At 74.0% G+C, this 13,630-nt stretch carries 11 protein-coding genes and 1 tRNA gene; 6 read left to right on the top strand and 6 right to left on the bottom strand.

From position 1 onward, the window contains the following. Positions 1-21: 21 nt before the first annotated feature. A complete protein-coding gene (locus DQ237_RS13120; RefSeq protein WP_113800594.1) occupies positions 22-867 on the bottom strand; it encodes a Nif3-like dinuclear metal center hexameric protein in 846 nt (281 codons plus the stop codon). A gap of 59 nt (positions 868-926) precedes the next feature. Here DQ237_RS13120 and DQ237_RS13115 point away from each other — a divergent pair, with 59 nt between their 5' ends. The 4 genes from DQ237_RS13115 to DQ237_RS13100 all read left to right on the top strand — a co-directional run bounded on the left by DQ237_RS13115 (position 927) and on the right by DQ237_RS13100 (position 6,552). Next, entirely contained in the window at positions 927-2,891 is a 1,965-nt protein-coding gene (locus DQ237_RS13115) for an FUSC family protein (RefSeq protein WP_113800593.1), read from the top strand. A gap of 41 nt (positions 2,892-2,932) precedes the next feature. Continuing rightward, the gene (locus tag DQ237_RS13110) at positions 2,933-3,901 is read left to right on the top strand and encodes an alpha/beta fold hydrolase (RefSeq protein WP_240619610.1); all 969 of its coding nucleotides are present in this window, start codon (positions 2,933-2,935) and stop codon (positions 3,899-3,901) included. Positions 3,902-4,051: 150 nt separating this feature from the next. Further along, positions 4,052-5,500 (top strand): wax ester/triacylglycerol synthase family O-acyltransferase, encoded by a 1,449-nt coding sequence (locus DQ237_RS13105; RefSeq protein WP_240619631.1) that lies wholly within the window; start codon positions 4,052-4,054, stop codon positions 5,498-5,500. Further along, entirely contained in the window at positions 5,497-6,552 is a 1,056-nt protein-coding gene (locus tag DQ237_RS13100) for an NAD-dependent epimerase/dehydratase family protein (protein ID WP_205730207.1), read from the top strand. The genes DQ237_RS13105 and DQ237_RS13100 overlap by 4 nt, the downstream gene beginning before the upstream one ends. 3 nt (positions 6,553-6,555) lie before the next feature. Here DQ237_RS13100 and DQ237_RS13095 read toward each other — a convergent pair whose 3' ends face one another. After that, positions 6,556-7,458 carry an alpha/beta fold hydrolase gene (locus tag DQ237_RS13095; protein ID WP_113800591.1) on the bottom strand — a complete coding sequence of 301 codons (903 nt, stop codon included), beginning with the start codon at positions 7,456-7,458 and terminating at the stop codon, positions 6,556-6,558. A 219-nt stretch (positions 7,459-7,677) separates the two neighbouring features. On the opposite strand from DQ237_RS13095, the gene DQ237_RS13090 reads away from it, so the two are divergent. Further along, on the top strand, positions 7,678-8,490 hold the full coding sequence (locus DQ237_RS13090) for a triacylglycerol lipase (protein WP_113800590.1): 813 nt from the start codon (positions 7,678-7,680) through the stop codon (positions 8,488-8,490). Between the two features lie 9 nt (positions 8,491-8,499). On the opposite strand, the gene DQ237_RS13085 is transcribed toward DQ237_RS13090, so the two are convergent. The 4 genes from DQ237_RS13085 to DQ237_RS13070 all read right to left on the bottom strand — a co-directional run bounded on the left by DQ237_RS13085 (position 8,500) and on the right by DQ237_RS13070 (position 10,404). Then, positions 8,500-9,336 (bottom strand): alpha/beta fold hydrolase, encoded by an 837-nt coding sequence (locus DQ237_RS13085; RefSeq protein ID WP_113800589.1) that lies wholly within the window; start codon positions 9,334-9,336, stop codon positions 8,500-8,502. Positions 9,337-9,360: 24 nt separating this feature from the next. Further along, a tRNA-Val gene (locus tag DQ237_RS13080) sits at positions 9,361-9,435 on the bottom strand. Positions 9,436-9,479: 44 nt separating this feature from the next. Beyond that, positions 9,480-9,941, bottom strand: coding sequence for a peroxiredoxin (locus DQ237_RS13075; protein WP_113800588.1), 462 nt, complete (start codon positions 9,939-9,941; stop codon positions 9,480-9,482). A 43-nt stretch (positions 9,942-9,984) separates the two neighbouring features. After that, on the bottom strand, positions 9,985-10,404 hold the full coding sequence (locus DQ237_RS13070; protein ID WP_113800587.1) for a DUF3052 domain-containing protein: 420 nt from the start codon (positions 10,402-10,404) through the stop codon (positions 9,985-9,987). 424 nt (positions 10,405-10,828) lie between these two features. Here DQ237_RS13070 and aceE point away from each other — a divergent pair, with 424 nt between their 5' ends. After that, entirely contained in the window at positions 10,829-13,630 is a 2,802-nt protein-coding gene (gene aceE, locus DQ237_RS13065; protein WP_113800586.1) for a pyruvate dehydrogenase (acetyl-transferring), homodimeric type, read from the top strand.

Below are 13,630 nucleotides of genomic sequence, written 5' to 3'. Positions count from 1 at the left end.
CGCCGGGGGCTCTCCCGACGCTCAGCCCGCCGCGTGCCGGCCGCCGGTCTCCTCCTGGCCCGCCCGGCAGGTCCACGGGTCGGTGCGACGGGTGGAGACCGCCACCTCGACCCGCCCGTCCAGATCGGCGCTCAGCACACCGGCGGCCACCGGCAGCCACGGCCACTCGGAGGCGAAGTGCGCGACGTCGCACAGCGCCGGGCCGGGCTGCTCCAGCGCCTCGCTGACCGGGTGGTGCTTCAGATCGCTGGTGAGGAGGACGTCCGCCCCCGCAGCCGCCGCGGCGCCCAGCAGGGATCCCCCGCTGCCGCCGCAGACCGCGACCGTCCGCACCGGCCGGTCGGGGTCACCCGCGGCGCGCACCCCGCCGGCGGTGGCCGGCAACGCGGCGGCGGCGTGCTCGGTGAACTCCCGCAGCGTCATGGGCTCCGGCAGCCGCCCCACCCGGCCGAGACCTGCCCGGGGGTCGGCGGCGGCCGGCTCCAGGGGTACGGCGTCGGCCAGGCCGAGGGCGGCGGCCAGTGCGTCGTTCACCCCGGAGTCGGGCGCGCGGTCGGCGTTCGTGTGGGCGACCAGCAGCGCCGCGCCGGCCCGCACGAGCCGGTGCACGAGGCGGCCCTTCGGGTCGTCGGCCGGAACCCCGTGCACGGGGGTCAGGAACAGCGGGTGGTGGGTGACGAGCAGGTCGGCGCCGGTCTCGACCACCTCGTCGACCACCGCGGCGGTGGGGTCGACGGCGAACAGCACCTTCCGCACCGGCTCGTCGGGGTCGCCGCAGACCAGGCCGACGGCGTCCCAGCCCTCGGCGAGCTCGGCGGGGTAGCGGGCGTCCAGGGCGGCGAGGACCTCACCGAGCGACACGGTCACGGCTCCGCAGCGTAGGCGTCGGCGGCGCGACCGCCACGGTGGAATGACAAGCTCCTCACGTGGCGGAGGAGCGGCGTCGGGAGCGGGCGCTGCACGCCCCCGCCTGGCTGGAGGAGCTGCTGCGGACGACGCCACCGCGCGTGCCCTGGCGCGACGTCGTCCGGTTCGCCGTCGCAGTCCCCGCTCCCCTGGCCCTGGCGGTGCTCGTCGGTGGGGGCCTGGACTCCGGCGCCACCCTGGGCGCCGGCGTCTTCGGGACGATGGGGGCGCTGGCCGCCTCGCTCGCCCCGCAGCCGGGCCCCCTGCGCGACCGGCTGCGCCGGATCGCCGCGGCCACCGTGTTCGGCACCCTCGGCCTGCTCGCCGGGCAGTACGCGACCGGTGGCGGCTGGGCGCCGGTGCTCGTCGTCGCGGTGCTGTCGGCCGCCGCGGCGCTGATCAGCGCGGTCAACTCGGCGCTGTCCCTGGGCGCCCTCCAGCTGCTGGTCTACACCGCGCTGGCCTCCGGCCTCATCACGCCGCTGCCCGCGGTCGCGGAGGTCGGTTTCTTCCTGGCCGGAGCCGCCTGGGCCACGCTCACCACCCTCGTCCAGGTCCGCACCGAGCCCGTGGACCCCGACCGGTCCGCCGTGGCGGCCGTGTTCACCCGCATCGCCGAGCTGCTCACCGTGGCCGGCACCGACACCGCCCCCGGCGCGCGCCGGGCCCTCACCAGCGCGCTCAACGCCGCCTACGACCGGGTCATCCGCAGCCGCAGCCGCTCGGCCGGCCGCAGCCGAGAGCTCAGCGAGCTGGCCGGGATCCTCAACGCCGCCGCCGTGCTGGTCGAGGGGGCCGTCGCCACCGCGCGGGCGGGGGTGCAGGCCGATCCCCAGGACGTCGCCGCGGTCCACTCCCTGGCCACCGCGGTCTCGGGCGACCGCCCGCTGCCCGAGGACCGGCCGGCCGAGCGGGACCAGGGCCATCCGGCGTTGCGTGCGGTCCGGCACGGGGTGCGCCTGGCGTGGAACGTCGTCGCGGACCCGGAGGAACGGGCCCGCGCGGCGGCACTCCAGCCCACGGTGAGCCTGTCCGCACGGCTCCGCGACGTCGTCGACCGGACGCTGGCCAGCGCCGACGCGCGCGGCTTCGCCGTCCGCCTGGCCCTGTGCATGTCGATCGCCGAGGTGGCCCGCCAGTACCTGCCGTTCGCCCGGCCCTACTGGGTGCTGCTCACCGTGGCGATCGTGCTGAAGCCCGACTTCGGCTCGGTCTTCACGCGGGCGGTCCAGCGGGGCGCGGGAACGCTGCTCGGCGTCCTGCTCGGGTCGGCGCTGCTGGCCGTGCTGCCCCGCAACGGCTGGGTGGTCCTCGCCCTGGTCTGCTCGGCGGCCGTGCTGCCCTGGGCCCGGGACACCAACTTCGGCCTGTTCTCGGTCTTCCAGACCCCGCTGATCATCCTGATGCTCGACCTCGCCCTCCCCGGCGGTCCCGGGCTGGTCGGTGCGCGGCTGCTCGACACCCTGGTCGGCTGCGCCATCGTCCTGGTGTTCGGGTACCTGCTGTGGCCGCAGACGTGGCGGGCCCCCCTGGACCAGGCACTGCGGGACGCCGCCACGGCCCTGGACGGCTTCGTCGACGCAGCCTTCACCGGCAGCCCGGCCGAGCGGCGGCGGGCGCGGCGCCGCAACTACCGGGCGCTGACCGAGCTGCAGACCCAGCTGCAGCGCCGTCTGGCCGAGCCGCCGCCCATCAGCACGCGCGCCGCGGCGTGGTGGCCGGTCATCGTCCAGCTGGAGCGGGCCTCCGACGCCGTCACCGAGGCGGTCATCGCGACGCGCGGCGGGGAGCCGGCCCCCGACCTGGCGCAGGTGGCCACGCTGCGCCGGGCGATCCGGCGGCTGGAGGACGACGTCCGGGCGCACCGCCCTCCCGACGACGCCGAGCTGCACGCCGACGGCGTGCTCGCGCCGCTGGCCCGCGAGGTCGACGCCGTCCGCCGGCTGGTGCGCGAGTCCGCGCCGACCTGGCGCGCGCCGCACTGAGCCGGGTTGCGCCGGACGCCGCGACGCCCTGGGATGGCGCGGTGCCCAGCGACCTGCCTCCGCTGATCCTGCCGCCCCTCACCGACCCCGCCCCTCCGGGCTCCCGGGTGGTCCGCACCGACGACGGCGTGGACCTGCACGTCGAGTTCGACGGGCCGGAGTCGGCGCCGGTGACCGTGCTGTTCTCCCACGGGTTCACCGCCCGCCTGGCCGAGTGGGAGCTGCAGCGGCTGGCACTGCGCGACCGCTACCGGCTCGTGTTCTGGGACCAGCGCGGCCACGGCCGGTCGGCCGCCACCCCTCTCCACGACGCCACGATCGACCGCACCGGCCGTGACCTGGGGCAGGTGCTCGACGCCGCCGTCCCGTCGGGTCCGGTCGTGCTGGCCGGGCACTCCATGGGCGGGATGAGCATCATGGCGCTCGCCCGGCAGCGGCCCGAGCTGTTCGGCACCCGCGTGGTGGGCGCCTTCCTCATGGCGACGTCGGCCGGCGGGCTGGTGGAGAGCGGACTGCTCGGCCGGCTGCTGAAGATCGTCCGCCGCCTGCACCTGCTCCCGGTCTACCTGCGGGTGCTGCAGCTGGTGGCGCCGCTGATGGAGCGGTTCCGGTGGCGGGGCAGCCCGTTCGGCCGCTGGTTCACCCGCCGCTTCCTCTTCGGCAACCGGGCCGACGCCGACCGGACCAGCGTCCGCCTGGTGCAGGGCCTGCTGGAGGAGACACCGTTCCCGGTCACGGCCGCCTTCTACGCGACCTTCCTCGACCACGAGGAGTACGGCTCGCTGCCGGTGCTGGCCCGGGTGCCGGTGACCGTGGTGGCCGCGACGCACGACCGGTTGACCCCCGCCGCGCACGGCCGGCGGCTGGCCGCGGAGATCGGCCCCGGCGCCGAGCTGGTCATGGTCCAGGGCGCGGGGCACAGCGTGAACCTCACCCGGACCGACGTCGTCGACCGCGCCCTGCTCGACCTCCTCGACCGGGTGCAGCAGCAGCTGAGACAGGCCGGTTGACCAGCGGAGGACCGGGGCATGCAGGATGTGGCCGCCGCCACATCCCCGAGTTGCGGGTACCTCGCGACACACCTAACTTCGGCGGCCAACCGAGACCGTGCGACGGCCCGCCGAGCAGAGGCGGGCGGCGAGGAGCGAGACGTGGACCGCATGAGTGCCCTCGACAGCGGGTTCTACTTCGCGGAGAGCGAGAACACGCCCATGCACGTGGGCTCGGTCGCCGTGTTCGAAGGGCCGGCGCCCACCTACGGCGACGTGGTGCGCCTGCTGCTGAGCAAGCTGCCGCTGGTCCCCCGCTACCGGCAGCGGGTGCGCGAGGTCCCCCTGCAGCTCGGCCGTCCGATGTGGGTGGACGACCCGCACTTCCAGATCCTGTACCACGTGCGGCACACCGCGGTCCCCTCGCCGGGGTCCGACGAGCAGCTGCGCAACCTGGCCGGCCGGGTGCTCGGTCAGCGCCTCGACATGGCCAAGCCGCTGTGGGAGCTGTGGCTGGTCGAGGGCCTGGCCGAGGGCCGCTGGGCGATCATCTCCAAGGTCCACCACTGCATGGTCGACGGCGTCGCCGGCACCGACCTCATGCAGCTGATGTTCGACCTGAGCCCCGACGCCACGCACGACGAGCCGCGCGACTGGACGCCCCGCCGCGACCCGTCCGGCGCCGCCCTCGTGGCCGGTGCGGTGACCGAGGCCCTCACCCAGCCGCTGCGCACCCTCACCTCGCTGCCGACCGTGACCAACGCCGTCCGCAACGCCAAGAGCATGGCCGACTCGGGTCGGACGCTCGCCCACACGATCCCGTCGCTGGCCAAGCAGGCCGTCACCCCCACCGCCCGGTCGCTCAACGGGCCCATCGGCCCGCACCGCCGCTGGGCCTGGACCTCGGGCAACTTCGACGAGTTCAAGGAGGTGCGGACCGCGCTGGGCGGCACCGTCAACGACGTCGTCCTCACCGCGATCACCAAGGGCTTCCGCGACCTGCTGAAGGGCCGCGGGGAGCTCTCCTCGGAGAACCTCGTCGTCCGGTCGATGGTGCCGGTGTCGGTGCGGTCGGAGCAGCAGAAGGGCACGCTGGACAACCGCGTCTCGGCGGTCTTCGTCGACCTGCCGGTGGGCGACCCCGATCCGGTGTCGCGGCTGCAGTCCATCCGCGGGCAGATGGACGAGTACAAGCAGGCCATGCAGGCCGTCGACGTCCCGTCGATCATCTCCATGGGCGACTTCGTCGCACCGATGCTGCTCTCGCTCGGCGTCCGGGCGGCGGTGCAGGCCGGCCAGATCTGGTGCCAGGCCGTGACGACGAACGTCCCCGGCCCGCGGGTCCCGCTCTACGTTCTGGGCCGGCGCATGTGCACCGCCCACGCGTACGTGCCGATCGCCGGCGGCACCCGGTGCTCGATCGGCATCTTCAGCTACCTCAAGACGATGACCTTCGGGATCAACGCCGACTTCGACGCCTTCCCCGACGTCGACGCGCTGTCCGGCGGCATCCGGCGGGGCATCGAGGAGCTGCTCGAGCTGGCCCGCGCGGAGAAGGGCACCCCGGACGTCGAGCAGCCGGCGGACGCGGCGCCCGCCGGCAAGGCAGCGGCCCGGTGAGCCCGGCCAAGCAACGCCGCCCGGCCGGCTCCGGGGGCAAGCGGAAGAAGAGCGAGCGCACCGGCCTGACCGTCGCCGTCACCGGCCCGACCGGGACGTTCGGCGAGGGCCTGGTGCCGCTCCTGCAGGCCGACGACCGCATCGAGCGGATCATCGGCATGGCCCGCCGCCCCTTCGACCCGGCCGAACGCGGCTGGACGAAGATGGAGTACCGGCAGGGCGACGTGCGTGACCCGGACGCGCTGCGCGAGGCCTTCTCCGGCGCCGACGTCGTGGTGCATCTGGCGTTCCTCATCACCGGCAACGCCTCGCGCGAGACCACGCGGGCGATCAACGTCGACGGCACGCTCAACGTCTTCCGGGCCGCGGCGGAGGTGGGCGCGAAGCGCTTCGTCTACGCGTCGTCGGTCGCCGCGTACGGGTTCCACAGCGACAACCCGGAACGGATCAGCGAGGAGTGGCCGGTCCGGCCCGCGGCGCGGCTGTTCTACGCGCAGGAGAAGGCCGAGCTCGAGCACCTGCTCGAGGAGGAGTCGGCGTCGGCGCCCTCCCTCGACCTCTACCTGCTGCGGCCGCCCGTGGTGGTGGGCCCGCACGCGATCGGCGGCAAGGACGTCCTGCCCGGCCCCCTGGCACCACTCGGCCGGCGCCTGTTCGACCGGCCGCGCCGGCTGCCGGTCCCCGTGCCGCTCCTCGTGCCCGAGCACCCGCTGCAGTTCATCCACGAGGAGGACGTCGGCCAGGCACTGCTCCTGTGCATCGTGGGCGCCGGACCGGCCGGGGCCTACAACATCGCCGGGGACGGCGTCCTGACCGCGGCGGACGTGGCCCGCGAGTTCGGGGCACTGCCCATCCCGTTCCCCGCCGCTCCGGCGCAGGCCGCGGCGCGGGCGGTGGCGCGGCTGCCGTTCCTCCCGCCGGCGGCGGAGTGGGTGGAGGCGGCCAGCCGCCCGGCGATCATGGACACCACCCGCGCGCGGGAGGAGCTGGGCTGGCGGCCGCGGTACACCGGGCTGGAGGCGCTGCGCGACACCCTGCGCCCCGACGGCTGAGGGTCACCGGAGGACGGCGACGTCCCGCAGCCAGTCGAGGACCTCGGTGGCCAGGCGCTGCGGCTCCTGCAGCTGCGGGACGTGCCCGACGCCGACCCACTCGGCGTAGCGCCAGGCGGGGTGCCGGCGGGCGACGTCACGGGCGGCCGCCACCGGGACGAGCCGGTCGCGGTCGCCGTGCACGAGCAGCACGGGAGCGGAGATGGACGCCATCGCCGCCCGGTAGCGGCGCGGATCGGCGAGCAGCCGGACCAGCGAGCGGGCGGCGGCGAGGAACGCCTTGTCCATGCCGTCCACGTCCCGGCGCTCCTCCAGCAGGGTGACCGAGCGGTCGACGACCTCCGCGGGCACCTGGTCCGGATCGACGCCGACGAGCTGCAGCATCTCGCGCACGCGGGCCAGGGCCGACTGCCGCTGCCGACGCCACCAGAGGAACCGCTCCCCCACGAAGGGCAGCGCGTAGATCGCGAACATCAGCGCCACGAGCGGGTCGAGGGCGCGGCGGGGGCCGGGCACGGCCGGGTCGAGCAGGACCAGGCCGCGCACCGACCCGGGGTGCTCCCCGGCCTCCAGGATCGAGATCATCCCGCCCATCGAGTTGCCGACCAGCACCGCCGGCTCGTCCACGACCTCGGTCAGGAAGCGGTGCAGCACGGCCACGTTGGCCGCGACGCTCGCCTTCCGTTCACCGGGCTCGCTGCGGCCGAAACCGGGCAGGTCGATGGCCAGCACGCGGGCGTCCCCACGCACCAGCGGGGCGAACAGGTCCCAGTTGAGGTGCGATCCGCCGAGTCCGTGCACCAGGACCAGGACCGGCCCGTCGGCCGGACCGCCGAAGTCGACGTAGTGGACGGGACCTCCGAGGTCGACCGTCGCACTGCGCCCCGCCGTGCCCTGCTCGCTCATCCGTGCCCCTCTCCCCGGTGTCGTGCGCCCGTACGGTGGCACGTCCTGCCAGAGCACGCAGCACCGGGCCGCGCCTCCGCAGAGGCGGAACGGTGGCGTCCGATATGACACAGGACACAATTCGGCAACATGTGCCTGTGCCGAAGACAGCGACACGTGTGAGCCAGGCCGCATCTTGGTACAGCCCTTCCACGAACGAACGGCAGCCAGGAGGACGACGTGGCACGACGGCAGGGTGACGGCCCCGCACTCCCGCTCTACCTGACCGAGCCGGGGCGTGCGGTGGCAGAGCTCGGGCTCTACCTCGCTGCCCGGCCACTGGAGCCGCGGCTGCCCAAGGGCGATGGCCACCCGGTGCTGGTCCTCCCGGGCCTGCTGGCCGACGACAACTCCACCCGCGCGCTGCGGGCCGTGCTCCGCCGGCTCGGCTACCGCGTCCACGGCTGGGGCCTGGGCCGCAACATCGGCCCGACGGCCACCTGCGTGAACGGGCTGCGCGACAAGCTGGAGTACCTCAACGGGCGCTACCGCCGTCCGGTCACCGTGATCGGCTGGAGCCTGGGCGGCATCTTCGCCCGCGACCTCGCCCGGCAGAGCCCCGACGCCGTGCGCCAGGTGATCACCCTGGGCAGCCCGTTCCGGATCGAGCGGCACAGCCAGAGCCGCGCCACCAAGGTCTTCGACCGCTTCGCCCACCTGCACGTGGAGCAGCGGCCGTTCCCCCTCGAGGCCGACGGCTGCCCCCTCCCGGTGCCGGCGACCTCCATCTACTCGCACTTCGACGGGATCGTGCACTGGCAGACCTGTCTCAACGTGCCGGGCGAGCGCTGCGAGAACATCGCCGTCACCGCGAGCCACCTCGGGATCGGCCACCACCCGGCGGCCATCTGGGCGGTCGCCGACCGGCTCGCTCAGCCCGAGGGCACGTGGAAGCCGTTCAAGGCGCCGGCGTTCCTGCGGCCGGCCTTCCCGCGGCCCGCCACCCCGGCGGCCCCGGGCCCGGTCGACATCTCCACCGCGCCGGCCGCCTGAGCACCGGGGTCAGCCGCCGACGAACCCGTCGACGGCGCGCCGGAAGGCCTCCGGCTGCTCGACCCACGGGAAGTGGCCGCAGCGCTCGATCATGACCACCTCGCCGTCCGCGAAGAGTCCGGCGACGACCCGGGGCGGTGTGGGGCCCACCGGGTCCTGCGCCCCCGCGACGACGAGCACCGGCGCGGCTGCACCGCCACACCGCTGCGCCAGGTCCTCCGGTGGCGGCACGCTGAAGTACGCGCGGATGGCGTCCACGTCGTAGCGCTGGGGTGCTGCGTGCGCGCGCTCCCGCTCGGTCCACGCGGCGTAGCTGAGCGGCATGACCGCCTGGACGTAGGCCGTGTAGGCCTCGCTGCTGCTGAGATCCGGCCCGCGCTCCCGGGCGACCAGGGCCGCGTCGACCGCGGGGTCCCCGCGCCGGGCCTCGATCGCGTCCGAGCCGTCGCCGACGGCCGCCGGGACCACGCCCGCCGGCGGGGTGACCAGCAGCAGCCGCTCGACCCGCTCGGGGAAGCGCGCGGCCCAGGCCAGCGCCAGGCGGGTCCCCGCGGAGTGGCCGGCCAGGGCGAGCCGCTCCAGGCCGAGGTGCTCCCGCAGCGCCTCGACGTCCTCGGCCTGGCGCCAGTACGAGCCGACCTCCGGCTCCGCCGGACGGGGCGACTCCCCCACCCCGCGCAGGTGCGGCAGGACCAGCGGACGGACCGCAGCCAGCCCCGCGAGGTCCCCCAGATACGCAGGCGGGAGGCAGGCGCCGCCCGCGATCACGACCAGCGGCGGCCGGTCCGCGCCGCCGAGCCGGTCGTAGTGCAGGTCGGCGCCGTCGGCCGCCGGGTAGGTGGGCACCGCCGGACCGTAGACGGCGGGTGCTGGTGGGCGCGACAGGATTCGAACCTGCGACCACTCGCTTGTAAGGCGAGGGCTCTACCGCTGAGCTACACGCCCGTGCGCGGCCCAGGGTAGGTGCCCTGGGCCGCGGAGCCGAACGGTCAGGCCGCGAGCTTCGCGACCGCGTCCTTCCAGCCGGACTGCTGGCGGGCGTCGCCGGGGCCGTTGACCTCCGCGAACGCGATCGCGCCCTCGGCGTCGACCAGGAAGGTGCCCCGCACGGCCATCCCGGCCTTGTCGTTGAAGACGCCGTAGGCCTTCGCCGCCTCGCCGTGCGGCCAGAAGTCCGACAGCAGCGGGAAGTCGAAGCCCTCCTGGGCCTTGAACGCCTTGAGGCTGAACACCGGGTCGGTGCTGATCGCCAGCACCTTCACCCCGGCGTCGGTGTAGGCGGTCAGCTCGTCGCGCAGCTGGCACAGCTCACCGGTGCAGATGCCGGAGAAGGCGAACGGGTAGAAGACCAGCAGCACCGGGGTGCCCCGCAGCTCGGCGAGGGACACGACCTGCTTGTCCTGGTCGGGAAGGCTGAACTCGGGTGCACGATCACCGACGGAGAGGGTCATGCGGGTGATCGTGCCGCACCCCGGCGGCGCGCCGGCCGCCGGGTCAGCGGCGGCTGCGGGCGGCCTTGGGCGTGACCAGGCGGATGCCCGACCAGTCCTTGGCCGCGGAGATGCTGCTGGTCTGCGAGAGCCCCGCGGTCGGCGCCACCTCGGTGACGTCGCCGGGCTCGACGTGCCCCGGCCGTCCCGACTTGGGCACGAGCAGCCAGACCACGCCCTCGTCGGCCAGCGAGGTGAGTGCGTCGGTGAGGGCGTCGAACAGGTCGCCGTCGTCCTCCCGCCACCACAGGATCACGACGTCGGCCACCTCGTCGGTGTCCTCGTCGACCATCTCGCTGCCGGAGGCCTCGATGACGGAGTCGCGCAGGTCCTCGTCGGCGTCCTCGCTCCAGCCGAGCTCCTGCACGACCATGCCCGGCTTGATGCCCAGCCGGGCCGCCATGCCGGCGCTGTCGACGCTCATCCCTGCTGTTCCTCCATGCGTGCTCCTGCTGCTCCGTTGTGTCGTGGATGGTGCCCTGTCGGGCCGGTGACCGCGCGGGGACGCGTCACGGGAGGACCGGGGAGACGGCGGGTTCGGTCCGGGAGCCGAGCGGGCACGAGCCGACGGCGGACACGACCAGCGGGAGAACCACCCGCACCCCGGTCATGTCACCCCTCCCGCTGCCGTCGACGCCCCCGCCGTCCGGCCGTCGCGGCCGGGCATCCGGGGCGGCGCCGTCGCTGGACGAGGCACCGCAGGCGGAAGCGTAGGGCATGACGGGCGCGGCGCAAGCCCGTGTGCACAGGGCCTCCCGCCCCGGACGGGCCTCGCCCCCGCGACACGCCTGCTCCGGCGCATCGGCGGACACGTGACGCCGACCGCCCCGGCGGGGGACGATGAACGCATGAGCGCACCGCAGCAGACGGACGGCGACCCCGCCCGCGACTCTGGACAGCCCCGCCCGGTCATCACCAGCGGGTTGCCCAGCCAGCTGATCGACACCGACCCCGACGAGACCCAGGAGTGGGTCGACTCGCTCGACGCCGTCATCGACCACGCGGGCAAGGGCCGCGCCCGCTACCTCATGCTGCGCATGCTGGAGCGCAGCCGGGAGCAGCAGGTCGGCGTGCCGTCGCTGCGCAGCACCGACTACATCAACACCATCCCGCCGGAGCGCGAGCCCTACTTCCCCGGCGACGAGCACGTCGAGCGCCGGATCCGGGCCTACATCCGGTGGAACGCCGCGATCATGGTGCACCGCGCGCAGCGGCCCGGGATCGGCGTCGGCGGCCACATCTCCTCCTACGCGAGCTCGGCCTCGCTGTACGAGGTCGGCTTCAACCACTTCTTCCGCGGCAAGGACCACCCCGGCGGCGGCGACCAGATCTGGTTCCAGGGGCACGCCTCGCCCGGCATCTACGCCCGCGCGTTCCTCGAAGGCCGGCTCACCGAGCAGCAGCTGGACGGTTTCCGCCAGGAGGTCAGCCACACCGGCGGCGGGCTGTCGTCCTACCCGCACCCGCGGCTCATGCCGGACTTCTGGGAGTTCCCCAGCGTCTCGATGGGCCTGGGCCCGATGAACGCGATCTACCAGGCCCGGTTCAACCGGTACCTGCACGACCGCGGCATCAAGGACACCTCCGACCAGCACGTGTGGGCGTTCCTGGGCGACGGCGAGATGGACGAGCCCGAGTCGCTCGGCCTCATCGGCCTCGCCGCCCGCGAGGAGCTGGACAACCTCACCTTCGTCGTCAACTGCAACCTGCAGCGGCTCGACGGGCCGGTCCGCGGCAACGGGAAGGTCATCCAGGAGCTGGAGTCGTTCTTCCGCGGCGCCGGCTGGAACGTCATCAAGGTGATCTGGGGCCGTGGCTGGGACAAGCTGCTGGCCGCCGACCGCGACGGCGCCCTGGTGCACCTCATGAACTCCACGCCCGACGGCGACTACCAGACCTACAAGGCCGAGGACGGCGCCTTCGTGCGCGAGCACTTCTTCGGCCGCGACCCGCGCACCCGCAAGCTCGTGGAGGACATGAGCGACAAGGAGGTGTGGGACCTCGCCCGCGGTGGCCACGACTACCGCAAGGTCTACGCGGCGTACAAGGCCGCGACGGAGCACAAGGGCCAGCCGACGGTCATCCTCGCCAAGACCATCAAGGGCTGGACGCTGGGCAGCCACTTCGAGGGCCGCAACTCCACGCACCAGATGAAGAAGCTGACCGCCGAGGACCTCGCCGGGTTCCGCGACCGCCTCTACCTGGACATCCCCGACTCGGCGCTGGACAAGACCCTGCCGCCCTACTACAAGCCGGACCCCGACTCCGACGAGATGCAGTACATGCTCGAGCGGCGCCGGCAGCTCGGCGGCGCGGTACCCCGTCGGCGGTCGGAGGCCAAGGCGCTCAAGGCTCCCGACGACAAGGCGCTGGAGGTCCTGCGCCGCGGCTCGGGCAAGCAGGAGGTGGCGACGACGATGGCGTTCGTCCGCCTGCTGAAGGAGCTGCTCAAGGACAAGGAGCTCGGCCCGCGCTTCGTGCCGATCATCCCCGACGAGGCGCGCACGTTCGGGCTGGACAGCCTCTTCTCGTCGCACAAGATCTACAACCCGGCCGGGCAGCGCTACACCTCGGTCGACCGCGAGCTGATGCTGGCCTACAAGGAGTCCGAGCAGGGCGTGATCCTGCACGAGGGCATCAACGAGGCCGGCTCCACGGCGTCGTTCACCGCCGTCGGCACCTCCTACGCCACGCACGGCGAGCCGATGATCCCGATCTACATCTTCTACTCGATGTTCGGGTTCCAGCGGACCGGCGACGGCTTCTGGGCCGCGGCCGACCAGATGGCCCGCGGCTTCGTGCTCGGTGCCACGGCCGGGCGGACGACGCTCAACGGCGAGGGGCTGCAGCACGAGGACGGCCACTCGCTGCTGCTGGCCCACACCAACCCGGCAGTGGTGTCCTACGACCCGGCGTTCTCCTACGAGGTCGCGCACATCACCCGCGACGCCCTCGTCCGCATGTACGGCGACGACCCGGGGGCCCCGCTGGGCGGCCACCGCTCCCCCGACGTCATGTACTACCTGACGGTCTACAACGAGCCGTTCAGCCAGCCCGCCGAGCCCGAGGGCCTCGAGGTGCGGGACCTGCTGGCCGGCATGTACCGCTACGCGGAGGGCCCCGCCGGGAAGCTCAAGGCCCAGGTGCTGGCCTCTGGCGTCGCCGTGCCGTGGGCGCTCCGGGCGCAGGAGCTGCTGGCCCAGGACTGGGGCGTGTCGGCCGACGTGTGGTCGGTGACGTCGTGGGGCGAGCTGCGCCGGCAGGCCGACGAGGTCACCGAGCACAACCTGCTGCACCCCGAGGAGGAGCCGCGGGTGCCGTTCGTGACCTCGAAGCTGCAGGACACCGAGGGCCCGGTGGTGGCGGTGTCGGACTGGATGCGCGCCGTCCCCGACCTCATCGCGCCCTTCGTCCCCGGCGGCATGGCGACGCTGGGCACCGACGGGTTCGGCCTCTCCGACACCCGGCCCGCACTGCGACGGCACTTCCACGTCGACGCCGAGTCGATCGTGGTGCGCACGCTGGCCTCGCTGGCCGACCGGGGTCTGGTCGAGCGATCCGTCGTCCGGCAGGCGGTGGAGAAGTACCAGGTGCGTGACGTCCAGGCGGCCCCCGAGGAGCAGCGCTCGGACCCCTCGCCCGCGACCTGA

It is taken from the genome of Blastococcus sp. TF02-8, from assembly GCF_003319175.1.
GTDB lineage: Bacteria > Actinomycetota > Actinomycetes > Mycobacteriales > Geodermatophilaceae > Blastococcus.
This window is presented reverse-complemented; position numbering and strand designations above follow the sequence as displayed.

Bases quoted from the DNA above. Each gene is read 5' to 3' on its own strand.
- DQ237_RS13070 (WP_113800587.1), bottom strand. From the start codon at position 10,404: ATGAGCGTCGACAGCGCCGGCATGGCGGCCCGGCTGGGCATCAAGCCG.
- DQ237_RS13095 (WP_113800591.1), bottom strand. From the start codon at position 7,458: ATGAGCGAGCAGGGCACGGCGGGGCGCAGTGCGACGGTCGACCTCGGA.
- DQ237_RS13075 (WP_113800588.1), bottom strand. From the start codon at position 9,941: ATGACCCTCTCCGTCGGTGATCGTGCACCCGAGTTCAGCCTTCCCGAC.
- DQ237_RS13105 (WP_240619631.1), top strand. From the start codon at position 4,052: ATGAGTGCCCTCGACAGCGGGTTCTACTTCGCGGAGAGCGAGAACACG.
- aceE (WP_113800586.1), top strand. From the start codon at position 10,829: ATGAGCGCACCGCAGCAGACGGACGGCGACCCCGCCCGCGACTCTGGA.